This is a genomic window from Streptococcus sp. F0442 (assembly GCF_000314795.2).
In the GTDB taxonomy this organism is placed as follows: domain Bacteria; phylum Bacillota; class Bacilli; order Lactobacillales; family Streptococcaceae; genus Streptococcus.
The window spans coordinates 122501-146638 of sequence record NZ_KB373315.1 but is presented as its reverse complement, the minus strand read 5'-3'; the positions used below and the strand labels follow the sequence as shown (position 1 = coordinate 146638).

At 40.9% G+C, this 24138-nt stretch carries 22 protein-coding genes and 8 tRNA genes; 7 read left to right on the top strand and 23 right to left on the bottom strand.

Annotation, left to right across the window (positions count from 1 at the left end; all coding sequences use genetic code 11):
* Position 1: 1 nt before the first annotated feature.
* The 8 genes from HMPREF9186_RS07175 to HMPREF9186_RS07140 all read right to left on the bottom strand — a co-directional run bounded on the left by HMPREF9186_RS07175 (position 2) and on the right by HMPREF9186_RS07140 (position 11268).
* A complete protein-coding gene (locus HMPREF9186_RS07175) occupies positions 2 to 613 on the bottom strand; it encodes a YesL family protein (protein WP_009732051.1) in 612 nt (203 codons plus the stop codon).
* A 170-nt stretch (positions 614 to 783) separates the two neighbouring features.
* Positions 784 to 2265, bottom strand: a complete 1482-nt coding sequence (locus HMPREF9186_RS07170; protein WP_009732050.1) for an ABC transporter substrate-binding protein — start codon at positions 2263 to 2265, stop codon at positions 784 to 786.
* A 78-nt stretch (positions 2266 to 2343) separates the two neighbouring features.
* On the bottom strand, positions 2344 to 3276 hold the full coding sequence (locus tag HMPREF9186_RS07165; RefSeq protein ID WP_009732049.1) for a carbohydrate ABC transporter permease: 933 nt from the start codon (positions 3274 to 3276) through the stop codon (positions 2344 to 2346).
* A 13-nt stretch (positions 3277 to 3289) separates the two neighbouring features.
* A complete protein-coding gene (locus HMPREF9186_RS07160) occupies positions 3290 to 4219 on the bottom strand; it encodes an ABC transporter permease (RefSeq protein WP_009732048.1) in 930 nt (309 codons plus the stop codon).
* Between the two features lie 225 nt (positions 4220 to 4444).
* Positions 4445 to 6325 carry a beta-N-acetylhexosaminidase gene (locus HMPREF9186_RS07155; RefSeq protein WP_009732047.1) on the bottom strand — a complete coding sequence of 627 codons (1881 nt, stop codon included), beginning with the start codon at positions 6323 to 6325 and terminating at the stop codon, positions 4445 to 4447.
* The gene (locus HMPREF9186_RS07150; protein WP_009732046.1) at positions 6319 to 7188 is read right to left on the bottom strand and encodes an ROK family protein; all 870 of its coding nucleotides are present in this window, start codon (positions 7186 to 7188) and stop codon (positions 6319 to 6321) included. The genes HMPREF9186_RS07155 and HMPREF9186_RS07150 overlap by 7 nt, the downstream gene beginning before the upstream one ends.
* Before the next feature lie 83 nt (positions 7189 to 7271).
* Entirely contained in the window at positions 7272 to 9917 is a 2646-nt protein-coding gene (locus HMPREF9186_RS07145; protein WP_009732045.1) for an alpha-mannosidase, read from the bottom strand.
* A gap of 70 nt (positions 9918 to 9987) precedes the next feature.
* Positions 9988 to 11268, bottom strand: a complete 1281-nt coding sequence (locus HMPREF9186_RS07140; protein WP_009732044.1) for a glycoside hydrolase family 125 protein — start codon at positions 11266 to 11268, stop codon at positions 9988 to 9990.
* A gap of 215 nt (positions 11269 to 11483) precedes the next feature.
* Between HMPREF9186_RS07140 and HMPREF9186_RS07135 the strand changes: the two genes are divergently transcribed.
* Complete coding sequence (locus tag HMPREF9186_RS07135; protein WP_009732043.1) at positions 11484 to 13559, top strand: GH92 family glycosyl hydrolase; 2076 nt, start codon at positions 11484 to 11486, stop codon at positions 13557 to 13559.
* A gap of 34 nt (positions 13560 to 13593) precedes the next feature.
* Here the strand turns inward: HMPREF9186_RS07135 and HMPREF9186_RS07130 are convergent, their stop codons facing one another.
* The 6 genes from HMPREF9186_RS07130 to HMPREF9186_RS07105 form a co-directional block, all read right to left on the bottom strand.
* Positions 13594 to 14151 carry a DUF6287 domain-containing protein gene (locus HMPREF9186_RS07130; protein ID WP_009732042.1) on the bottom strand — a complete coding sequence of 186 codons (558 nt, stop codon included), beginning with the start codon at positions 14149 to 14151 and terminating at the stop codon, positions 13594 to 13596.
* 139 nt (positions 14152 to 14290) lie between these two features.
* Positions 14291 to 15796: a zinc ABC transporter substrate-binding protein AdcA gene (locus HMPREF9186_RS07125; protein WP_009732041.1), complete on the bottom strand. Its 1506-nt coding sequence runs from the start codon at positions 15794 to 15796 to the stop codon at positions 14291 to 14293.
* Positions 15797 to 15798: 2 nt separating this feature from the next.
* Positions 15799 to 16602: a metal ABC transporter permease gene (locus HMPREF9186_RS07120; RefSeq protein WP_009732040.1), complete on the bottom strand. Its 804-nt coding sequence runs from the start codon at positions 16600 to 16602 to the stop codon at positions 15799 to 15801.
* Positions 16595 to 17299, bottom strand: a complete 705-nt coding sequence (locus HMPREF9186_RS07115; protein ID WP_003009673.1) for a metal ABC transporter ATP-binding protein — start codon at positions 17297 to 17299, stop codon at positions 16595 to 16597. The genes HMPREF9186_RS07120 and HMPREF9186_RS07115 overlap by 8 nt, the downstream gene beginning before the upstream one ends.
* 1 nt (position 17300) lies before the next feature.
* Positions 17301 to 17738, bottom strand: a complete 438-nt coding sequence (locus tag HMPREF9186_RS07110; RefSeq protein WP_003004547.1) for a zinc-dependent MarR family transcriptional regulator — start codon at positions 17736 to 17738, stop codon at positions 17301 to 17303.
* Between the two features lie 310 nt (positions 17739 to 18048).
* The gene (locus HMPREF9186_RS07105) at positions 18049 to 18447 is read right to left on the bottom strand and encodes a hypothetical protein (protein WP_009732039.1); all 399 of its coding nucleotides are present in this window, start codon (positions 18445 to 18447) and stop codon (positions 18049 to 18051) included.
* A gap of 172 nt (positions 18448 to 18619) precedes the next feature.
* Between HMPREF9186_RS07105 and HMPREF9186_RS07100 the strand changes: the two genes are divergently transcribed.
* Positions 18620 to 18946 (top strand): DMT family transporter, encoded by a 327-nt coding sequence (locus HMPREF9186_RS07100; RefSeq protein ID WP_009732038.1) that lies wholly within the window; start codon positions 18620 to 18622, stop codon positions 18944 to 18946.
* A gap of 163 nt (positions 18947 to 19109) precedes the next feature.
* Here the strand turns inward: HMPREF9186_RS07100 and HMPREF9186_RS07095 are convergent, their stop codons facing one another.
* Positions 19110 to 19556, bottom strand: a complete 447-nt coding sequence (locus HMPREF9186_RS07095; protein ID WP_000287814.1) for a helix-turn-helix transcriptional regulator — start codon at positions 19554 to 19556, stop codon at positions 19110 to 19112.
* A gap of 319 nt (positions 19557 to 19875) precedes the next feature.
* On the opposite strand from HMPREF9186_RS07095, the gene HMPREF9186_RS07090 reads away from it, so the two are divergent.
* From HMPREF9186_RS07090 to HMPREF9186_RS07070, 5 genes are read left to right on the top strand one after another with little or no spacing between them, the layout of a single operon-like run.
* Positions 19876 to 20349 (top strand): hypothetical protein, encoded by a 474-nt coding sequence (locus tag HMPREF9186_RS07090; RefSeq protein ID WP_009732037.1) that lies wholly within the window; start codon positions 19876 to 19878, stop codon positions 20347 to 20349.
* A gap of 40 nt (positions 20350 to 20389) precedes the next feature.
* Positions 20390 to 21586, top strand: a complete 1197-nt coding sequence (locus tag HMPREF9186_RS07085; RefSeq protein ID WP_009732036.1) for a replication initiation factor domain-containing protein — start codon at positions 20390 to 20392, stop codon at positions 21584 to 21586.
* A gap of 2 nt (positions 21587 to 21588) precedes the next feature.
* Positions 21589 to 21975 (top strand): hypothetical protein, encoded by a 387-nt coding sequence (locus HMPREF9186_RS07080; RefSeq protein ID WP_009732035.1) that lies wholly within the window; start codon positions 21589 to 21591, stop codon positions 21973 to 21975.
* Between the two features lie 59 nt (positions 21976 to 22034).
* Complete coding sequence (locus HMPREF9186_RS07075; RefSeq protein ID WP_000598356.1) at positions 22035 to 22229, top strand: DUF3173 domain-containing protein; 195 nt, start codon at positions 22035 to 22037, stop codon at positions 22227 to 22229.
* Positions 22230 to 22232: 3 nt separating this feature from the next.
* Positions 22233 to 23366, top strand: coding sequence for a tyrosine-type recombinase/integrase (locus HMPREF9186_RS07070; RefSeq protein WP_009732034.1), 1134 nt, complete (start codon positions 22233 to 22235; stop codon positions 23364 to 23366).
* A gap of 85 nt (positions 23367 to 23451) precedes the next feature.
* Here HMPREF9186_RS07070 and HMPREF9186_RS07065 read toward each other — a convergent pair.
* From HMPREF9186_RS07065 to HMPREF9186_RS07030, 8 genes are all read right to left on the bottom strand, one after another.
* A tRNA-Leu gene (locus HMPREF9186_RS07065) sits at positions 23452 to 23535 on the bottom strand.
* 9 nt (positions 23536 to 23544) lie between these two features.
* Positions 23545 to 23616: transfer RNA gene (locus HMPREF9186_RS07060), tRNA-Gln, on the bottom strand.
* A gap of 13 nt (positions 23617 to 23629) precedes the next feature.
* Positions 23630 to 23702: transfer RNA gene (locus tag HMPREF9186_RS07055), tRNA-His, on the bottom strand.
* A 12-nt stretch (positions 23703 to 23714) separates the two neighbouring features.
* Positions 23715 to 23785 (bottom strand) — tRNA-Trp (locus HMPREF9186_RS07050).
* 6 nt (positions 23786 to 23791) lie between these two features.
* Positions 23792 to 23872, bottom strand: a tRNA-Tyr gene (locus HMPREF9186_RS07045).
* A gap of 15 nt (positions 23873 to 23887) precedes the next feature.
* A tRNA-Phe gene (locus tag HMPREF9186_RS07040) sits at positions 23888 to 23960 on the bottom strand.
* 4 nt (positions 23961 to 23964) lie between these two features.
* Positions 23965 to 24038 (bottom strand) — tRNA-Met (locus HMPREF9186_RS07035).
* Between the two features lie 9 nt (positions 24039 to 24047).
* Positions 24048 to 24137: transfer RNA gene (locus HMPREF9186_RS07030), tRNA-Ser, on the bottom strand.
* Position 24138: the final 1 nt, after the last annotated feature.

Here is a 24138-nt window from a genome sequence, read left to right as displayed (position 1 = left end):
GTTAGGGTACCAATTTTTCGTGAATACTTTGATAAACAGGATCAAAGATATCATTGACAAAGAAATGCCAGACGCCGATCAAGACAAAAAAGAGAAGGGCGGGCATATAGTAACTGATAACCCCCAGTAAGGCTGTTCCAAGAATCAGCTTGAGAATCGGACGAATGTCTAACAACATTCCGATCAAACTGAGCTTAATACTATTGACATAAGAGAGATCGAAATGAACTTGCAATTTCAAATAAACGGCGTAAGCTAGAGGCGCAACCAAAAGGAAAACCAGATTAAACAAGAGAACCAAAATTTGGAAGAAATTCAAGTGAGGAATCTGGATCATGAGATACATGCCATAGATTAGCACTCCTTCAACAGCGAAAAAGGAGTAAAAGACTTGATTGGCTGGTACAAAATTTTCTTTGAAGAGTTCCCAAGCGCGTGACCAATGGTAGTCTTTGTAGGTCATGCCATTTTCCGCATAGAGGCTCATGACAGTAGCACCGGCTGGTCCCACTCCAAAAAGGACTCCTCCACAAATCGTCAAGATCCAAAAAATCCCTGTTACCAGCATGGCAACGTAGACTCTCGTAAATATGAGCTCGATCATTTTCCCCATCGTTCAACCTCTTTTCCTATTCGTCATTCTATTATATCATAACTATAAAACGTTTTCACACACTTACAATGGTACTCTAACATTTTAATTTTCATTTACATGATTCATTTTCATAAGGAAACAAAAAGACTCTGGAGATCCCTCCAAAGCCTTTTTACACGACCTGTTTCTTATTTTTTAGAAGCAAGGTATTCGTCGTATTGTTTTTGCATTTCGTCAAGCACTTTTTGGTAAGCACCTTCTGATTTCAATTTTTCAAGCATCTTAGGAACTTCTACTTCAGGATCCACAGTACCAGTATTGATCGCACCTGCGAATTGGTTCAAAGTATTTGTAAGAGCAGTGATTTCTGATTTCACATTATCTGTGTTAAAGATGAAACCTAATGCTGGAGATTCTTTTGCAGTTTCCAAGTCTTTCTTAGATTGTGCAATTTGTTCATCCGTTACATTTTCGTTGATGTAAAGAATCCAGTTGTTACCTGTGTTCCATCCAGACATGTGAGTGTTTCCGTTGTAGCCATCCAAGACTTTCACACGGTTTTCTTTACCGTCAACTTTTTCCCAGTTCTTGCCTTCTGGTCCGTACACAAGACCATTCAAGAGTTCTGGGTTTGTATTCAAGAGGTTCAACACTTCCATCGCTTTTTCTTTGTTCTTAGAGTTGTTTGAGATAACAAAGTTAGCTACTTGAGTGGTGTTGTTCTTCTTGTAAAGTTCAGTAAATGGTTTGATATCAATCTTACGGTTTGCTACACGAGTAAGCAAGCTGTTACCGTAGTCAGCTGGCCCTACTGTTTCTTCACGAACCAACCAAGTATCTTGAGAAAGGTCATAACCAGTATCGCTTGTTGCTACGTCTTTTGGAATGTATCCTGCTTCGTAGTATTTGTGAAGAGTCTTCAAGTTTTCTACATAACGAGGGATTGTGTAACGGTCCACGATCTTCGTAGTGTCACCTTTCAAGTCAACAACGAATGGAAGTCCATCAACAGCCACATAGTCGAAGTCATCTGAAGGTCCACCGTAACTCTTGTTCATTGCAAATGGAACAACGTTTGGATCTTTTTCTTTAATGGCTTTCAAGACTGGTTCAAGAGAAGCATAGTCTTTCACGTTTGAGATGTCGATACCATATTTTTCAACAAGTGGTCCGTTGAAGGCAAAGTTTTGAGAAGATGCAACGTTGGCTGCTACTGGAACAGCATAGATCTTGCCGTTTACAGTGTTTCCTTTGATATAAGCTGGGTCAAGCGCTTTATAAAGGTCTTTTCCTTCTTTCTTGTACAACTCTGTCAAGTCAGCGTAAGCACCTTTTTGAGCATTGATCACGTAGTTATTGGCAAAGGCAATATCATAGTTTTCACCAGATGAGATGATGACGTTCATTTTTTGTGCGTAGTCACCCCAACCAAGGTATTGGATATCTAATTTAGCGCCAACTTTCTTTTCAATGATCTTGTTGGCATTTTCTAACAAGGTATCCAAGTTATCTGGTTTGTCACCGATTTGGTACATCTTGATGATTGGTTTACCATCTTCTGTTGTTGCTGATTTCTTGTTGTTCCCTGTAAGGTTCCCACAAGCAGCAAGAGTAGCTCCAAGAGCAATGACACTAGCAGATGCTAACGCGTATTTTTTCCAATTTTTCATAAGAAAAATCTCCTTTATGTTATTTTCTTTATAGACTAAGTTATGAGTTGAAAATCATGTTGATTTTCGATTGTTTTCCTATTCTTTCACACCACCGATGGTTAAGCCTTTTACAAAGTAGCGTTGGAAGAATGGATAGAGAATGGCGATTGGCACAGTCGCCACAACCACCATGGCCATACGTCCTGTTTCCCGTGGGATGGATTGTACAGCTCCTGCCAATTGGCCGGATACCCCGACGTTTTTAGCGATGTAATCCATATTGTTTTGGATTTGCATCAAGAGGTATTGCAATGGGTAAAGGTTGTCACTCTTAATATAGAGAAGGGCGTTGAACCAGTCGTTCCAGAATCCCAAAGCGGTAAAGAGACTAATGGTTGCAATCCCTGGGAGAGACAATGGTAAGCAGATTTGGAAGAAGATCCGTGTTTCACTTGCCCCATCGATCCGAGCAGATTCCAGAATGGCTTCCGGAATGGTCCGTTTAAAGAAGGTCCGCATCAAGATGATGTTAAATGGGCTGAGCAACATTGGGATAATCAAAGCCCCGATGGTATCACCTAACTGCAAGAGTTGAGTGGTAACAATGTAGCTTGGTACCAACCCTGCACTAAAGAGCATGCTAAGGAGTGAAAATACGGTAAAAAACTTGCGGTATTTAAAGGTCGTCCGTGAGATCGCATAAGCATAGGTTGTTGTGATAAAGACATTACATGCTGTACCCACAATGGTCACAAACAAGGTAATGAAGAGGGCTTGCAAGATTTTTTCTTTAAACTGTACCAAGAAAAGGTAGCCGTCAAATCCAAATTTTGCTGGCCAGAATTGGAAACCATGGACTGCCAAACTTTGTTCATCTGTAAAAGAGATCATGACAACAAAGATGAAGGGAAGCACACAGGTCAAGCCGACTAGGGTCAACAATAAAGTGAAGAAAAAGTTGCTCTTCTTACTGAAAGAATGGATCCCGACATTATCAATTTTTTCTTTTTGAATGGTTGATTTTTTCATACGATCCTCCTTTCTAGAAGAGAGCAGCATTCTTATCAATGCGACGGGCAATGATATTTGAGATTAACACAAGAACCAGACCGACAACTGATTGGTAAAGCCCTGCTGCCGCAGTCATCCCGATATCCCCTGACTTGGTCAAACCGTTGTAGACATAGACATCTATAACGTTGGTCACACTATAGAGTGCTCCAGCATTGTGTGGGATTTGGTAGAAAAGACCGAAGTCTGCGCGGAAGATATTTCCGACTGCAAGAATGGTCAAGACTGTAATCAAGGAAGACAACTGAGGAATGGTGATGTTGCGAATGCGTTGCCACTTAGAGGCACCATCCACGGTCGCTGCTTCATAGAAGGTTGGATCGATTCCCATGATGGTCGCATAGTACATGACACTGCTATAACCAAAGCCTTTCCATATCCCTAGGAAGAGGAGAAGCGCTGGCCAGATCCACAATTCCGAGTAGAAATTGATGGCTTTCATGCCAAATGAAGTTAAGATGTGGTTGACCAATCCTTTGTCTACATTTAGGAAGGCATCGGTGAAGAAGCTGATGATAACCCATGATAGGAAATATGGGAAGAGCATGGAGGTTTGAAGCACCTTTACCACTCTTTTTGATCTCAACTCACTAAAGATGATGGCGATCCCAACGGAAACAATCAATCCTAGGAAGATAAATCCTAAGTTGTACAATACCGTGTTTCTTGTAATAATGTAGGCATCTTTGGAACTAAAGAGGAACTTGAAGTTGTCAAAACCAACCCACTTACTCTTCATGACACTGTCTACGAAGCCTTCTCCTGTGATATGATAGTCCTTAAATGCTACGATATTCCCAAAAACCGGGATATAGAAGAATAAGATTAACCACGCTGCACCAGGTAAGACCATTAAAAGAAAAATGAAATTTTCTCTCATAGTTCTCACAAACTTTTTCATCTAACTCCCCCCTTTGAGTCTTGAGCGTGTTTATGCATTGATAGCGTTTACATCACTTATTATAAGATAGCCCCTTTCGATTTTCAAACTCCTAATTATAGAAAAAATTCTACAAATTTATGACATAGCTTTAAAAAAGGAGTAGAAAAGGGCGATCGTAAACACAGCTCCTCTTCTACTCCTATCGACCGTGGATGAGACTTCTATCATCCAACTTGGCATTTTTTAGGTCGTATAAATAGTCGAAGCTGTCGCAATAGTATGCCATTGATTAGCCGTTGTGGCTGCGAAATCCTGATCTCCGTAGAAATCGTTGAATGGCAAGATGTCTACTTCCAACTCATCAATCCGTGAGATGGAACCAGCTAGATAGTCCTCCATACGGCCTTCTGCTCGCTTGATTCGTTGCAAGAGCCCACCCATACGGATATCTACTGTATCCAAACCAAAGACTTTGTTTTCTTTCAACCATTGCTGGCTAAAGAGCTTGTGGAAGGTTTCAATCTGGCTTCTGAATTTTGGCAATTCTTCTCTGGCGATTTGTTTCAAGCTGTCTTTATCATCTGCTTGATAGGCTTGACGGATACGTCGTCCCACATCAACCTTGCCACTTAAAATAGCATTCAACTGGGCCTGAGTTTCGAAAAGATAAGCGTAGACTCCAGCTTTTTCTTTAATGTCAGAAAGAGTCTCAGCTGCCTGGGCAAAGTGAGGTTTGTCCTGTTCAGGTGTCATGTGCTTGTCAAGGATTGGGCAGAGAACATCCTGATAAAAGACATAGCGGTTGGGATTGATACCACTTAGATTTCCTGGTATATCTGGTAAAAGGTTGGCCAAATCCAGCTGCATAAAGTCCTCAACCGATAAACCGGTATTGGTCTTGAAGTGAGCAGACAAACGGTCTAAATCATTGCAGTAGCTGAGTTCTGCCCAGATTTGCAAGCTTGGCAGGATCGAAAACTGAGCTGTTTCACCACCATTATCTCCCCAACCCGTCACAATGACTTCTTTAATGTTATTAGCACGGCAGGCTTTGTTAGCTTCGACTGCGATGAGACGGCTGAAATGGTTGTGCGGTGTGAAACCAATCCACTTCCAAGCACCACCTGCAAAGGCAATATCCTGGCTAATCTTGTGGTGGTTGCCGAAGTTACGGTTGTATTTTTCTTCGCTATCCTGATAATAATCCCAGTAAACCAAGGTCACACGGTCTTTGAGACGGTCAAGATAAACACGAGTTTCTTCTGGAATTTCGACATCACGGTCGTACTGGCCATCTGCTGACATGAGTTTGAAGAACATATCGCTCCACATCTGGCAGTGGAAACCATACTTGTCTGCAATATCCAGCACGCGCTCCAAATGTTGGCACATGAGGAGGCTACGGTCCACAACACCATTTAAGATGAGGTAGCGTCCCAAACCAACCAAGTGAGCTTCGTCCATGCCGATATTGACCTTGCGTGTTTGTAGTTTAGACAAAGTAGCAAACATGCCGTCGATTAGGTCGTAAACTTTTTCTTCGCCGATGAGGAGAATGTCCTCTACATCACGAAGTTGCTGGACTTCTTTGACCCCCCATTTGACAAAGGCCGACAAGTGGGCTAATGTCTGGATACAAGGAACAAAAGTCATGTCAAACTGCTGGGCATAGGCTTCAATTTCCTGTAACTCTTCAGCAGCATAAGCTCCACGGAAATAACCAAAGTAAGGTTGCCCCTCGATTTGATAGGTGTCTTCCATGTAGAGCTCAAAGGTTGAATAACCCATGAGAACCAAGACTTCAATCATCTGCTTGGCAGATGCGACATTTAGAACCGCATTACGGGAACAGTCCGCCATATAGGCTAAATCTTCATAGGCTGCTTGCTCCTCAATCTCCACCTTATCACCTTCTTCTAAAGCTGTTGCGAGAACAGACAAGGCGCGATAGAGTTGGTGAGGTTTGCGATAAGTCAATTGATATTCTCCACCCTCACCCTTGATAGAGATAGAAGCTTGGTCAGACTGAGCAACCGCCACTTCTACATCTGGTAGGGAGATGTGATGTTTTAATGCTTCGATAGCTTGGGCTTGTTTGGGACTAAGTCCTGTAAAAGTTACCATTGGTTTTCCTCCTGTAACCAGTTGACGAGGGCACCGTAGAGATTGGCATCTGCCTGATAGGTGCAAGCTTGGATCACTGGCGCAATTGTATACTCTTCATATCTTTCCTCAAAGACGTCTACCGCTTTTTGCACCCCTTTGATAAAATCTGGGTTCTGACTGATAGAACCACCTAGGCTAATGACATCAGGGTCGATCAGGTACTGAATATTGAGTAGTCCTTGAGCTAGATTACGATTCATCCGCTCAATGGCTTCTTGGCAAAGGGCATTGCCTGCTGCAGCCTCTTGATAAACCTTACGGCCATCCCAGTCTGACTGACCTGATTTTTCAATCACATAACGAACCATGTTTCCTGTAGAAGCTAGTTGTGACCAGTTATTGAGTTTTTCTGCTGGTTCGATAGTTGTCATGTAACCAAACTCTCCACCCAAGCCATGGCGACCACGGTGAATTTTGCCATTGATAATCATGGCCCCACCAATCCCTGTGCCAATGACAACACAGGCTGCATTTTCAATCTCAGGATGAACTAGCAGTTCACTAAGTCCAACACAGTTGGCATCATTTTCTAGATGGACAGGTAGCTGGTGATGAGCAAGGGCCTCATACCAAGAAAAACCATGGATATAAGGAATGGCACTAATCCCCTCAATCACACCTGTTTCTTGATTGACCGCTCCTGGAACACTCATAGCAATCCCACGATAGTCCTGTTCTGACAAGCGTTGGTCCAACCAAGCCAATAAATCTTCTATAGTTTCTGGAGTTGGGGTGCTGGTCTTATCTAAAATCTTTCCATCAGGAGTTAGACTAGCAAACTTAATGCCAGTCCCTCCGATATCAATCGTTGCAATGGTCATTGCTTTCACCTGCAAAAGGAGCGAATCAGCAGTTGGTTCTTACTTTTTCGCTCCTCCTTTCTGTTTATGTTTACTTTTTGAAATTAAATTTCTTCTTTTTGAATCAATTCTGTACGAATTTCTTGTGGTGCTAATAGTCCTGAATGGACTGGGTATGGGCGTTCCAGCAAGTCAAGAATAGTTTGTTGTTTTTCAGACACATGGATATTTTCTTGACTCATGTTGTAGTAACGAAGGACATAACCTTCTTCATTCTCAGCCACCTTAAAGGCTGTTGGGCAGACTTGTGGCAAGTTCAGTGCCGGATGGTTAAAGAGGCTACCCGTTGCTGCAACGCTACCCTCTTGTTTTTCAACTTGAAGAGCTGTAAATGGCACCTGGAAGGCTTTGGCACGACGAAAAGCTGAGAAGCGTTCTCCTGCTTGGTGGCATTCTACTGCAAATTCAACTTCGATATCACGCAAGCACTGAGCTTCCGGCGTTGGGAAGTAACCCCAGTCACCGAGTTCGCCTGAAGCACGAAGAAGGGTTACAGCCATGGTGTCATCTCCAAGAATTTCATACTCGTGCAATCCTTTATTGGATACTGTCACTCCTTTAACATCATCATACAAGCTGACAAAGGCTTGTTGGTGTTGTGGATTTTCAGGATTTTCCCAAGAAGCTGCTGGTTTATTTGGTCTTGTCACAACTTCATAGATGCTTTCCGAGTCATTGCTTGGACGTGTGTTGTGAGTTTTGACCAAAAGACGGATGCGGTGATCCTTAGCAGTATTGGTAAAGCGCGTCTTGAAGCGAATTTGTGGGTCATCCACAAAGACCGTCATTTCCGTTTCTAGCGGGATGGTTGTCAGCTCTTCTGAGCGACTTGCCTTGCGGTTCATAAACTCGATAATGCCTCTTTGTTCCGCATCCAATTGTTCATCTGCGCTGATCGGGATGGTCAAGTTATGTTTGAGCAAGACTCTGGCATAGCGAGCATTATTTTCCAAGACCTCATGGTTTTTCAGCTCCGCATAGATTGGTTCCGTTCCTTTTGGTTGGAAGTAAATGTATTCATTGCCAATATCACCACGGTCTTCGAAGCCAAGGAAGTTCTCATAAGCCTCATTGGTCGTCTTGTCGTAAAGGGTCAAGCCATCATCAATACTGAGGGTTACAAACGGCGTATCGAGAACCCCATTTTGGTAAATCCCATCATGATAGGAAGCTTTTCCTTCCAGAAGCTGGAAGGTGGTCCAAGAAAGAGGCGCTAGGTGAACTGGAACCGTCACGCGCACTTGACGGGCGATATAAGGTTGACGGAATTTATCCTTAGGCAAGGTATAGCCAAAACTTGCTCCCAAATCTTCAATCTTCGCTTCTACAAGATGCCCATCTAATTCCTCCACATGATAGTCTGGCAAGGTCAAAGCGGCCATTTTCTTGAAGCCTTCTGTCGGGTGCAATTCCTTAAATGGACAAACCGCAACATCGACAATCGTGCTGACGGTATCCACCTTATCATGCAAGCCAGTGTTCATAACCGTAAAGAGATGCTCGCTCTGGGCTTTTTGAGTCGCGAGTTTCTCTTTCCATTCATTGAGGAGGTTGGTCTTGACAAAGTTTCCGACTTGATTGACCTTAGCGAAACGAACTTCCATTTCACGGTGAACATCATCCACGCTACATCCACAAATACTATCGTGTGGCGCATTTTGTAAGAGCGTCTTCCAGGCATAGGTCAATTGATCCTTGTGGTTATGTCCACCAGTGATGATGGTCAAAGGTTCCACCACTTGCTCGAGTAAGTTGCTATTTTCTTGAAAGGCTTGTTTAAGATAAACGCGTGAAGAAGAGGTATTGGCAAGTGTGTACCAACCATCGGTTTCCTGACTGGTCAATTCTCCTGTAACTGTTGATAATTGCTCAGGAAGGGCACTTTCCACTGCTTGCACATAGTCATCAAAAGAGCTATGAATAAAGGTCACATCAGGGAAAAGTTCATTGGCCACGCGAATAGCTTCACTCAAATTTCGTTGAATCGGTTGGTGGTCACAACCATTCATCATCAACCATTGGTTGGTTGAGGCATAGTCACGAACATCTGCCAATTTTTGTTTCCAGAAAGCCAAAGCTTCGTCTTTATCCACCGGAATTTCATTCCCATTACTGTACCAGTTGGCAAAGAGAATGCCCAGCACACGACTACCATCCGCCCCTTGCCAGTACATTTCAGAAAATTGAGAGGTAAACTGCTCATCTTCGAGGACTTGGTTGTCAAATCCGATTGGTTTGACTCCACGACCAAAGGCTGCTACGTGAATACCTGATTTTTGAAGGATTTGAGGAGCTTGTCCCATATTTCCAAAGGTATCTGGGAAGTAACCAATTTGAGTAGATTTGCCCCATTTAGCGCATTCAGCCTGTCCAATCAAGGTATTGCGGACGTTGGCTTCACTGGAGATCAAGTAATCATCCTGCAAGATATAGAATGGTCCGATCTTGAGTTTGCCTTCGTCGATATAACGCTGCACCTTGTCACGGTTTTCAGGGCGAATTTCTAAATAGTCATCGAGAACAATGGTTTGTCCATCTAGGTGGAAGCTCTTGAACTCAGGATCATTTTCAAAAAGATCAAACAGATTGTCAAAGAGTTCCACCAATTGCATGCGGTGACTTTCAAAAGGTAGATACCACTCACGATCCCAGTGGCTGTGAGAAATAATATGTACAACAACATTTTCCATGAGTAAAACCTCATTCTAACTTAAAAATATATTTGTGATTCTTTCCCAGAATCTGTCGAGCGATAGCTCATTAGCGAATATCCAAGTAATCCAAGACCAACTCGCAGAACATCATGTTGGCCCATGAGAACCATTCACGCGAGTATTTAGTTGGATCGTCCACGTGGAAACTTTCGTGCATGACACCCGTTCCTCCATCGCAGGCAACCAACTGATCGAGCAAGAATTTCTTCTCTGCCTTATCCGTCGTTGTCAATCCTTGGATGGATAAAGCAATCGGCCAAATATAGCGATAAAAGGTATGGGAACTTCCCAGCCCACTTGCGTACTTCCCTTCATAGAAGTAAGGATTTTCAGGGCTCAAAATGGTGCGACGAGTAGCTTGGTAGACTTCATCGTTGACATCACAGTAACCCAAATAGGGAGCAGCTAACAAACTTGGTACGTTAGGGTCATCCATGACGCTAGCATTTCCTAGACCATCCACTTCAAAGGCATAAACCTTCTCGCCCTTGCTATTAGTCGTGTAGGCGTAATTTTCGATTCCTTCTTGAATCTCCACTTTCAATCGTTTGGCATCAGCAATGATACTCTCACCATCAGCTGGATTTAATTCTGCAAAGATTTCTTGGACATAACCTAAGACAACGACTGCAAACATATTGGATGGAATCAAGTAGCTATACTGACAGCAGTCATCACTTGGACGAAAGGCTGACCAGGTCATTCCTGTCACGGCAAAGTCAGGTCCAAAACCATCATTAACCAAAGTGTCTTCCTTACGATCGGTATCACGGACGAAACGGTATGGTGAGTTATTGTGATCTTGCTCCACCGTCCAGAGATGAAGGATCTCCTTGGTCGCCGTAACAAAAGTTTCATCAAACTGGCTAGTCTCACCAGTTTCTTTCCACAGAAGATAAGCTAACTGCAAGGGATAGCAAAGCGAATCCACTTCATACTTGCGTTCCCAAATCCAGCCATTGAGATCTGTATGGTCTGTTTTGTGGTGACCCTTCCAGTTTTCCTCAATATTAAAAGAATTGGCATAGGGATCCTTGAGAATCAAAGTCATCTGGCGTTTAACCAAACCAGCAATGGTCTGGCGCAAACGAGGATCTCTTTTTGCCACATGAAGGTATGGTCTAAGCTGAGCAGTCGAGTCCCGAAGCCACATAGCTGGGATGTCCCCTGTCAACACAAAAGTTGAGCCATCTTCTAAGATTTCAACTGTATTGTCTAAAGTATCTGTATAGCAACGCTCAAAGACATCCACCCATTCAGGATAATCCTTAGCACGTTCTGCTACTTGATCCAACCATTCTCTAACGATTTCTTTTGAATAGGTCATTTATTTTCCTCACACGTATCGATTCTTTCCTATTCAGTATAAAAGATTTCAGATGGGAAATACATACGCAAACTATAGCCCTTTTTCTACAAAATTTTCCATTTGATAAAAACGCTATCATATTTGACAACGCTTTGATACAATGAAGAAAATACCACTGCGTGTTCAAAGAAAAACACAGACCATTTAAGGTTGATGAAGAAAAAGGAGACAAGATGCACACAACTTGCCAGACCATCGATACCCGCTGGGGAAGTGATAATCATCCCCACTATTCGCACGGAAACACCCTCCCTTATACCGGAGTCCCTTTTGGAATGAATTACTTCCTTCCCCAGACGACACACGAACAAGGAGCTTGGTTTTTCAACCCCAATCTCCCTATTTTTCAGGGTTTTCGTCTCACCCACCAGCCTAGTCCTTGGATAGGAGACTACGCTTGGTGCCTTATCACTCCCATCACAGGAGAAGTTACAAGTTCCGACCTCTTCCGGCGTCAAAGCAGTTATTCGATGAAAGAAGCCGTTTTCCAGCCCCACTACCTCCGTATTTTTTCGGAACGTTATCAGATTCAAAGCGAGCTGGTACCAAGCCGCTACGGGGCTGTCCTGCGCTTTCAAGCACCAGAAAAATTGACTCTCTGCTTTCATGCAGCAAATGAACTAGAGAACTTGACCCTTACAGACCAAACCTGCCACTTCCGCATTCTGGATCAGGCCCATACAGCAGATACTTCCTACTCTTTCTATCTCCAGTGGCAATTTAGCCAGCCGATCGAGAACGTCACTCACATCGATCAAGATCTTTTTCTCACCTTTGCTAGCAAGGAAGTGACCGTCCAATTAGGAAGTTCTTATCTGTCCCAAGACATGGCTCACAGCCATCTTCCCAACCTTTCCCTAGAGGAAGCTAAAAAAGAAGCAGCCGATCAATGGAATCAGCTACTAAAACGAATTGAAGTGAAAGATAACGGAGGGTGTGATCAAGCCTTTTTCGACCATTGCCTGTACCGACTCCTCCTTTTTCCTCAAACCTTTTATGAAACAGATACCAAGGGGAATGACTGGCACCTAGATATCGCCCATAATGAAATCAAATCAGGAAAAGCTTATACGAATGTCGGTTTTTGGGACCTCTTTCGAACGTCTTTTCCGCTCTTTAGTCTTGTCTACCCCGATTACTACCGTCACTTTCTCGAAGGATTTTTAAACACGTACCAGGATACCGGTTTTCTACCAAAATGGTTGGCTCCAGATGAACGAGGGATGATGCCAGGCACTCTCATTGATGGAGTCTTTGCAGATGCTGTCACAAAAGGGATCGCACCAGACCTACATGAAAACATGCTCACAGCCATGCTCCAGACAGCCCAAAAAACGGATCCCACGCAACATTTTGGTCGCCATGGCAATAAAACCTACAAAGGACTTGGCTACCTACCTGAAGATTTTCACGAAAGTGTTAGCCACAGCCTCGATTATGCTTATAGTGATTTTTGCATTGCCACCGTCGCCAAGCAATTGGGGCATGCAGAAACAGCCGCTCAGTATGCTGCTTCCAGCCTCTCCTACCGAACATTGTACGATGCCCAAACGGGTTTCATGAGAGCGCGATCCACCAATGGAAACTTTAAAGAGCCCTTCTCTCCTACCAGCTGGGGAGGAGATTATGCAGAATGCTCTGCAACCCAGGCTACTTTTGGAGCCTTACACGACCTCTCTGGCCTGATAGAGCTAATGGGCGGTAAAAAAGCCTTCACCCAACGACTACTGGATTTAGCCAATCAAAAACCTCAATTTGACGTAAGAGGATATGGCTATGAAATCCACGAAATGAGTGAGATGGCCCAAGCCCCATTTGGGCAGATCGCCATCTCCAATCAACCCAGTTTTCACATTCCCTACCTCTTCCGCCACAGCCTTCACCCCGAATATACCAATCTCCTTATCCACCAGATCCGATCCCAAGCTTTCCATCAAGATTTCCAAGCCTATCCAGGTGATGAGGACAACGGTAGCCTATCTGCTTGGTACATCTGGTCGGTCCTTGGACTCTACCCAACCTGCCCAGGAAAACCAATCTATGATCTAGGGCTCCCTCTCTTTAAAGAAGTTCTTCTCCATCTTCCAAACCATGAGCTCAAAATTTGCGCTAACTCCCATACTACAGGTGCCTATTTTATCCAAAAAGCCCGATTAGATGGCAAAGCGCAGCAAGAGATTTCCCACCAAGATCTCCTTGAAGCCCAGCTGCTTCAGTTCGATCTTTCTTGGCTCCCCCCACATCCATAAAAAAAGTCGTCTGAAAGCAGACGACTTTTTTCTATTATTCATCTCCTACATGATAGTAGATCGATCCTTGTTCCCCAAAACTAGCGATTCCAACACCAGACCACAAGCGGTTCTTAGAGGCATCGGATGTATCCTTAAAAACAACTTGCCCTTGATCATCGACCTGATCACCAATGGTTACTCCCGCAGGGATATACTCCAACAAGAAGCCACCATCACGACCACCATAAATGCCTTCAGATGCTGTTCCATAATCTGTCAAAGAAGCTCCATAGCCCTCTAACTCTTGTGAGACCAAACCTTTGTCATTAAAGACTAACTTGTTTCCTTTATCATCTTGCCAGACACCAGCAATACTACTGTAATCTCCATTGGCAATAGCCTCAAGATCCATTTTCTTCACTTCTTTTTTCTCTTCTTTTTCTTCTTTGTCTTTCACTTCTGAACTAGAAGCATCCGTCTTTTTTACTTCAGAAGAGGCATTCGTTTGACTAGAAGAAGTGGTTGATTTCTTGCTCGCACCTTGCTGCGAACAAGCCGCCAATAAGACCACGCTAAGAAGACTCACAAGAATTGCACCAACTTTTTTCATTTAAAATTCCCCATACATTTTTTTAGTTTAAAGCCCTTTCATTGTAACGTATTTTCATGCATTTGACAAGCTTCACTCCCCATTTTTAATCAAAAAGAGACCGGGATAATCAGTCCTAGTCTCTCTTTTGATACAACTTTTAATGAGCCAGCATTTCCTGTGCCACTTCTAAACCAGATAAGTTCGAAGGATAATAAGTTGGCCAATTTTCTAACTCATCATAAAGCGCTTCTTGACTCTTTCCTCCATGGAAAATGTGGAAGTGAGCTGCCTTTACCGGAGTAATTTCATGGTCACTAAATTGAACATATTTGAAGTCTCCCGCATCGCTCTCCTTGGCTTCAAAGAGATACCGAACACCACGATTCCCCTTCTTATAAGTCAAGATGTGCTTACCTACGTATTTATAGGTATATTTCTTAGAAGATCCTTTTTGATAAAACTCCATTGAATCCTTATCAATCTTAATCCGATCAATATCTGTTTGGTAACCCTTGGTATAATATTCCTTATACTCAGCAGCAGTCATGGTTGGGTTTAGTTTTGCCTTATAATCAAAGACCTGATCCAAAGTTCCATCTTGTAAGTATGGATAAACCGATTGCCAATCACCCGCGTAATTTGCCAAGCTACGATCCTTCACTTGGTTATCCTCGAAATAGCCTTTTTGAACCGTCTTAGAATCTTCCTCATGTTCCGGTTGAATATCCTTACCAGCTTGGGATGTGGTTTTCTCTAGTGCCTTCAGATTCTCCTTCATAACAGACACGTAGTCTTCGCCATCTTTCATTTCTTGATCCGTCAGGCTTTCCAAAGGATTTAAGACAGCCAACTCAACACCAGCTTCAGAAGACAAGGTTTTCGCCAAGGACTTAGAAGCATTTTCCTCAAAGTAAATCACCTTGATCTCATTTTTCTTGATATACTCTGTCAATTCACGCAATCGTGCAGCAGAAGGTTCGCTATCAGGTGAAATCCCTGAAATAGCCACTTGGTTTAAGCCATAATCCAAGGCCAAGTAACGGAAAGCCGCGTGTTGGGTCACAAAATTCTTTTGCTTAGCATCTTTCAAGCCATCCTGATAAGCTTGATCCAAAGCCTGTAACTTCTTCAAATAAGCTTGCGCATTTTTCTCAAACGTCTTTTTCTTATCTGGATAAGCTGCGACCAACTGATCGCGAATCGACTCTACCATCTTCATGGCACGATGTGGAGAGAGCCAAAGGTGAGGATCATATTCATGATGGTGTTCTTCGCCCCCTTCGTGTTCATGTTCCTCTTCCAATCCAGGAAGCAAGACCATGCCCTTGGTGGCATCGATCACTTTGGTTTTCTTATCCTTCATTGATTTCAAAAGATTTGGAACCCACGTTTCCATGTTTTCATTCTCATAGACGAAAACATCCGAATCTTGAATCATAGCCCGTCCCTTAGCAGACAATTCATATTCATGAGGCTCTGATCCCGCTCCAATGAGCAGGTCTACCGTTCCTTCATCTCCGACAATATTTTTTGTAAAATCATAAACAGGATAAAAAGTGGTCATCACTTTTAATTTTCCATTTTGACTCTGACTTTTGCCACAAGCAGTTAAGATAAGAGCAAAAGCCACCAACAACATTAAACCTATTTTTTTAAATTTCATATTTACTTCCTCAAACGTGATCCAAGATTCACAAGCAAGAACAAGGCCACAAATAAAAGCGTGATGCTGGCACTTGCTGGTGTATCTGCAATATAAGACAAAATCAACCCACTAAACATCCCGATAAAGCCAATAATGACCGCAATCAACATGACCCCACGGAAGTTCTTCCCTAATTTCAGCGCAATACTAGCCGGTAAGACCATGATGGTTGAAACCAATAAAGAACCTGCTGCAGGAATCATCAAGGCGATAGCAACCCCCGTTACCACATTAAATAAGATGGACATGGTCCGGACCGGAAGCCCATCCACAAAGGCCGTATCTTCATCAAAGGTCAAAATATACATAGGCCGCAAGAATAAGGCCGTCAGCACTAATACAACGAAAGCAATCACAAACAAGGCAATCACCTGTTCATCCGTAATGGTTAGGGTAGAACCAAACAAATACTGATCCAAGCTCATGGAGCTCTTCCCACCACCATGCATCAGTACCAAAGCTAGGGCAAGACCAGTGGACATTAAAATTGCCGTCCCGATCTCCATAAAATCCTTAAATAAGGTCCGCAAATACTCAAGAAAAACCGCAGCAATAATGACAATGATCATGGTCGAGAGCGTTGGAGAGATCCCAAGGAAAAGCCCAAAAGCGACACCCGCAAGAGAGACGTGACTTAGCGTATCACTCATAAGACTCTGCCGTCTTAAAATCAAGAAAATCCCTAATACAGGAGAAAAAAGACTCATGGCAACCATAGCCAACAAGGCTCGCTGCATAAAATCATACTGGAATAAATCAAGCATGGTCACCCTCCCCTTCTATATCATGGACGTTAAAACATCTCCAAGGAGAGCTCTGGTCGCGAACCAAATGAATATTCCGATCCGCAAACTGGTTAACCTCTTCAGGATCATGCGTAATCATCAAAACAGATTTTTGATGGTGATGCGCACTGTGATGCATCAACTCATAAAAATCACTCTTTGTCGTCGCATCCATCCCTGTTGTCGGTTCATCTAAAACAAAGATATCCGGATCTGAAGCAAACATCCGAGCAATGACAGCCCGTTGTTTCTGACCACCAGACAAAGAACCAATCGCCCTATCCTTGAACTCCAGCATCCCAACAGATTCTAAACTCTTTAGAATATGCTTTTCATCGTGCTCATTCAACTTTCGAAACCAGCCTTTACGAGGATACCGACCTGACTTCACAAATTCATAGACCGTACTGGGAAATCCTGCATTAAAACTAGCAATCTGTTGTGGCAAATAAGCAATCCTTAACTTCTTTCCCTTTACATTTGTCTTTGAAATCTCAACTGTCCCGACCTTGGGCTGTAGAATGCCAAGACTAGCCTTAATCAAGGTTGACTTAGCAGCCCCATTCTCACCAGTCAGCGTAACAAACTCTCCACTGTCTAAGTAGTAATTGATCCCTTCCAGAACCGGTTCTCGATCATAATAGAACGATAAATTTGAAACCGTAATATACCTCAAACTATAACTCCTCTTCCAATAAATCTAAAAACCGCGAAATGACCCCCTGCTCATTCTTAGTAAACTTCGACAAAACATCCTCATAAGTGTGAAGGGTATGCTGATGGTGGTGCTGATGCTCTAATGCAATCGGCTTACCAATCTCAGTTAAGCGATAATAAAGAACCCGAGCATCATTCTCATCTCGATAAGTCTCTAGCATCCCTTGACTTAATAATGGCTTCACAGCCTTCGTGATAGCCGCCTGACTAACATTCAATTTCTTAGCTAAGACAGAATTTGTTAGAGCTTCATCAGCAACCAGCATCAAAATATGTTCCTGAGTGTTGGTTAATGAAACACCACTTGTACAAGAACCAACTAAAATCTCATGCTGATTTTCAGATAACAATAAAATAGAATTTAAAAATCGATCGATTTTATTTGCAACTTCAGACAAAATTAACTCCTTCTAATTCACCAAAAGAAACTTTACCGGTTAATTATATCACAAAAAAGAAAAAAATAAAACAAAAAAAGGAGTAAAACTCCTTTATAATCTATACCGGCGGCCGGGGTCGAACCGGCACGTCCTTGCGGACACTGGATTTTGAGTCTAATATTATTAGTTTTAAATCTCAGAAATATTGATTTTATAAGCTTTTTTTCCATAATATTTTTTAAAACTTAGTATCACTTCCAAAGTTTAGATACTTTTTAGTAACTATAAAATGCTAGAAAGTATACTCCTTATTAAAAAGAGTTTTGGACTAGTTTTGTGCAATTTTATTACCCATATCCGTAATAAGAGAGGCTAAATTAATTGCCTTTAATGATTGTAGAAATTGGTTGTGAATATCATTAGACACATAACCAGCTAGCAAAATATGCTCAGCCATGTCATATTGCTTAATCAAGAGAATCTTATCATGTTTTTCATTAAATAAAATCGCACTAATTGCTGTATTAAAGACTGGAAAACGAAAACTCGCACATTGTGAACAATAAGGAATATCTCCCTCATCTTTTAAAAATTTTTTCTCCAAAGGATGCCCACATTCGGGACAACAAGTCATTGTTTTGTCAAATATAGAAACCTCTTTTTTAAAGTTCTTAAAAGTAATTTTACCAGTAAAATCGAGACCACGCAAGACATTGAAATAAATCAAGACTTTTTTTAAAATTTATCTTATGATATACTAAACTTATCAGCTATTGGTTCTGAAAAAGTGTCTGCCACAGTTTTACTACAAATTCTCATGACTTGTGCCAAGATTTATAAAAAACGGATAGCTATAATAGCTCTTAGAGCAAAAACATGACATATAGGAGGTTAAAGACATGTCATACTTTTATCTTTTTATCGCCATTGTAGGAGAGATATTGGGAACTAACCTTTTGAAATTATCAGACGGTTTTACAAAGCCTATTCCAACCGTTTCTGCCCTACTTAGCTATGGCGTTTGTTTCTATTTCCTCTCACTAGCAATGCAAAAAATTCCTTTAGGAATAGCTTATGCAACATGGTCAGCTGTCGGTTTAGTTTTGACAGCCTCTATCGCAGTAATGATTTTCAAAGAAACACTAAATGTTTATAGCATTATCGGTTTAATTTTGATTATCATTGGTGTTGTCATGGTTAACTTATTAGGAAATGCAGGACATTAATAAAACCGGCTCTATACTATTTGTAGTGGGTAAATCCCCTATGGATATTATGGAGCCTATTTTGTTGTAGAAAAAAAGTTCCATAAGAACTATAATGAAAAGCTAGAATTCTGTCAATATTTTGGACACATTTTGGGAGGGAATTTTGAAGACTAGCGTCCTCCTAATTTTCCCAATAAGTTTTAACTTCTTCAAAAATCTTATTCAAAAGTTCTGCATCTTTTTCTGACAACTGATTTTTTTCTATAACTCTATCTTTTAGTTCTGTTGCCTTTATTTTATTTCTTGCCACCGAAACTGCTATTGAATGTTTCAAAATATCAAACTCATCCTTTGAAAAGTTTGCAATATTGGTAAGATCTAATTGTTCTAGAGGTAAACTACTGATAATTGAATAAGGTTTTTGTCCCAGCAAATAATCTGTAGTAGTCCCAAAGATATTTGCTAATTTCACAACGAATTCTAATCCTGGTTCTAACGTTCCATTCTCCCACCGAGAATATGTCCCTTGTTGAACTCCAATTAATTCCGATATTTGTACTTGAGTTAACTTTTTTGATTTTCTGAGAGTTTTTAACCTCTCTGAAAATTTATAATCCTCTGTATACATAATTCTCCTATAGATATTCTTATTCGTATATTTTAGCTTGACAAAATATTCTAAACGGTATAAAATAGAATTATTCCATAAGGAATATTTATTTTGAGATTGAATATTCCATTGAGAATATTATAGCATAAAAGGAGGTAAAAGCGTATGTAACTAGTAGTCGATTTAAAAAATTTTAATAAAGGAGGTAGGATTCGACAAAATAAAAAATCTTGAAACAAATGTGCCGTTCGTTCCAAGATCAAAACATATTATGTAACAATTATACCACAGAAAACTCTTCAGTTGCACAAGAAAATTTCGGAGGTTTCACAAAAAGATGACCAATAAAGAGTTAGTCAATCAAATTTCTGGCCTAAACTCTACCTCTACTCTTAAAAATTGGATTCAACTGATTAAAGAGATAAGTGGCAAGGAATTTAAGAAAATTAAAGTTCCTATCAGTAGAAATCCCAGAACTCATCAATTAAGTTATACAGTTGCCTATGATTTTACAGACGAAGACCTTAGACAATTTCAAAAGTTAGCTAAACTAAAACTTGAAATAGGTCTAAAAGAGGCTATACAAGCCGTATTTGGGAGTCTAGCAGACAATGAACATGAATCCCTAAACCAAGTAATAGATGAGCTCTACGATGAACTGAGCGCCTTAAAAAAGGAATTTAAGCGAGAAATGCGACTGATAAAAATTGAGAATTCCAACCTAAAAAAGAAAATCCAAGATATTGAAGAGTCGATGCAAACCGGCTTACTAGGGTTTGTTAACAAGAGGTCAAAAAATAGGTTCGGCTAATAGCGAGTTTTCGGCTGAGCCATGAGGCAGAAAGCCGAAAATGAGCGTAGATGCGGACGGACCATTTTTGACCGATAGGGTGTGTAGTAACACCACCCTCTGCAAGTTAGGTGTACCATCGAAAGAATTCAGTATTGCCAAGGGTTTCGCAGATTTTAAGGGTGGCAAAATTAGGCAAAAAGTTGAATCAAAATCTATGGCAAAAAATGAACATTTACGTTCTGTATTTGACTGGATTCAAATTCAGTTTGACAAGACTGAATTTTCGCCAAGAGAAATAATCGAAGACATTCTATTTCTTGACTATGACCTATTTATTGAGAATATAGGGAGCCTTAAATACTATAACTATGATAGCCAGCTTCATTATGGAAATATCCGTATCTACTATGGAGCGAAAGAGTCGTCCTACATGCTTGTCATGTCAGGACAGGCACTCGAGTTCTATAGAGATATGGTATTAGATCCAAATAGTCTGTCCGAAAGACAGTTTCTGAACAACCTCTACTACAATTACAATCAATTTTCAGTAAGACGAATTGATATTGCAATAGATGATTTTAATGAAACACCCTATTTCACTCCTAATCAGCTTCTAAAGATTTGTCAGAAGAAACGCTTTATATATGGAAAAAGTACCTACTACAATACCTACGGAGATGAAACAATCGGCCAGACCTTATATTTGAGAAAACCCAATGATGATGAAAGACTTAGAATTTACGATAAACGCTTAGAACGAGCTGAGAAGCTCGGTATCAGCAAGCGGTATATAGAAAATTGGATAAGAACTGAGTTAGAACTTAGGAAAGAAAAAGCTCACTACTTCATTCAAGAATGGTTGCATTCAGAAATAGATCTTCTCAACTTTACCAAGGGATATCTCAAAGAAAAAGTGAGGTTCTATAGTGATAGTCACTTCTCAAAACCCTTGAGATCTTGGGAAAAGTTTTTAGGTCACTCAAAACCTGTCTCTATCATTATTTCAAAACCAAAAACAGAACTAGAACAAAAATTAGAATGGTTTACCTATAAAGGTTCTGGAGCTATTCTAAAAGCGTATAAATTTCTATACGACAATAACTTACTGCATGAGTATGAGAAATCTAACTATCTCGCACTCAACAATATGGAATATCCACCAGATTTAGCAAGTGGATTAATAGAAAGGGCAATTCTCTTTAAAAGAGAGGATTTGATCCCCACAATCAAAGAAAATATCAAAAGGAGAAATTAATTATGGCAAAAATGCTTTCACAAAATGACTGGAATTTTAATAACATTGGAACAAAATTTGAATTGGATGAAGTTATTCCAAAATTTGAAACGGAAGTCCGAGCAGATGCAAACGGAGAAATTATCAAAAACCGAGATGGTAGCGAAAGACGTTTTAATACCGATAGAATCATTGGTTGGAAATACAATGTAACAATTAAGGATGGACAATTCAAAAAGAAATCAACCCAAGTCTCAGTAGACAATCCAGATGCCTTGGTTGATAATGACTATATCCAAGCAATGGATGAAGTACCAGTTACATTTGACAATTTACAAGCTACTATGATTAGTTCGACAATGTATTACAAGGCAGATGCTATCCATTTAGTAGATGTAAAACAAAAATAAATATCAGACAAGGGGAGTTAATCCTCCCCTTACTTAATCTAATTAGAAAAGGAGATCACATGATTAAAACTGTAACAAAAGATGACCTTATCGAACTTGGATTTGCTCCAGGAACTGCAAGAAAGATTATCCATACCGGCAAATTACTATTAGTGAATCGTGGTTTTAACATCTACGATAACAAAAGGATTGGTACAATTCCAGCCAGTGTCGCAGAAGAACTATTAGGAATTGAACTCCAGAAAGAAGCGTAGCTTATGGCTTTACGTAAAAGTAGAGACGGAACTTGGATTGTTGATGTTTCCAATGGTATAAATCCAATATCTCTAAAACAACGTAGAATTGTAAGAAAAGGATTCAAAACTAAAAAAGAAGCATTGGAGGCCGAACAATACTTACGAAGTGTCGAACTTAAAGAAAAAAGTTTCAACTCAAAAATATCAATTGATATCCTTTATGATCTCTTAAAAGAAGAGGATAGAATAAACAACAGAAAACAAAGCTATATAGATACACAAGAAAACAACTATAACAGGCATATAAAAAACTATTTTGAAAAAGTTGATGATGTAGCTAAATTAACTTATGAAGATATCTATCAATTCAGAGAACATCTAAGAGATAAAAATACTCAAAACTCAGAAAAGAAGCTAAGTCCAAACACTATTAATAAAATTATAATTTTACTAAAGAAAATTCTGGATGTTGGATTAAGAAAGGGATTTTACAAGGAACATCCCGTAGGATTACTGAAAAAATTACCCATAGAAAAAGTAAAATTAAATTTCTGGACAGTAAAAGAATTTAAGCATTTCTTAACACTATTTAGCAACGATGAATACAATATAAAATTACTATTCACAGTTCTATTTTTTACTGGTCTAAGACTCGGAGAAGCTCTTGCTCTAACGTGGAAGGACATAGAGTTTTCTACAAATACAATCCATGTAAGTAAATCAATATACGTTAAAAAAGGTGAAGAACACATTAGTAGTACAAAGACAAAAGCTGGAACCCGAAGAATCATCATGAACACCAAACTAGTGGAGACACTAGAAGAATGGAGGCAAACACAGCATGAAAGATTAAAAGAATTTACAACCAACCTAGATGATCTACAGATATTTCAAAATAGCCCGATTACGATAACTAAGGATTCAATCGAAAAACAATATAAAAAAATATTACAAAGAGATAGTTCTTTAAAAAAAATAAGAATTCATGACTTCAGGCATTCACATGCTTCCCTACTAATAAACCAAGGAGAAGATTATCTTGTCGTAAAAGAAAGATTAGGACATGCTTCTATAACTACAACAATAGATACATACTCTCATTTGTATCCAAGCAAGCAACAAAAATTAGCGGATAAATTAGATGATTTGTTATAAAACTAGTAATTTTAAGTAACTCAGCGTTACAAATTCAACAAATAAAAGAAAAAGACAAGGTCCGAAAACCTTGTCTTTAATACTATACCGGCGGCCGGGGTCGAACCGGCACGTCCTTGCGGACACTGGATTTTGAGTCCAGCGCGTCTGCCAATTCCGCCACGCCGGCAAATAGTAACTGGGGTAGCTGGATTCGAACCAACGCATGAGGGAGTCAAAGTCCCTTGCCTTACCGCTTGGCTATACCCCAATAATATAAAATAGGCGAGTGATGGGGATCGAACCCACGCATGCCAGAGCCACAATCTGGTGTGTTAACCACTTCACCACACCCGCCATACTATTAAACACGGGCAGTAGGAATTGAACCCACACTGAAGGTTTTGGAGACCTTAGTTCTACCTTTAAACTATGCCCGTAGAGGATGGAAGGGGAGGGATTCGAACCCCCGAACCCGAAGGAGCGGATTTACAGTCCGCCGCGTTTAGCCTCTTCGCTACCCTTCCGTGTAATATAAGAAATGGCGCGAGACGGAATCGAACCGCCGACACATGGAGCTTCAATCCATTGCTCTACCAACTGAGCTACCGAGCCAATATTGCGGGAGCAGGATTTGAACCTACGACCTTCGGGTTATGAGCCCGACGAGCTACCGAGCTGCTCCATCCCGCGTTAATATTAAGGAGGATGTGGGATTCGAACCCACGCACGCTTTTACACGCCTGACGGTTTTCAAGACCGTTCCCTTCAGCCGGACTTGGGTAATCCTCCA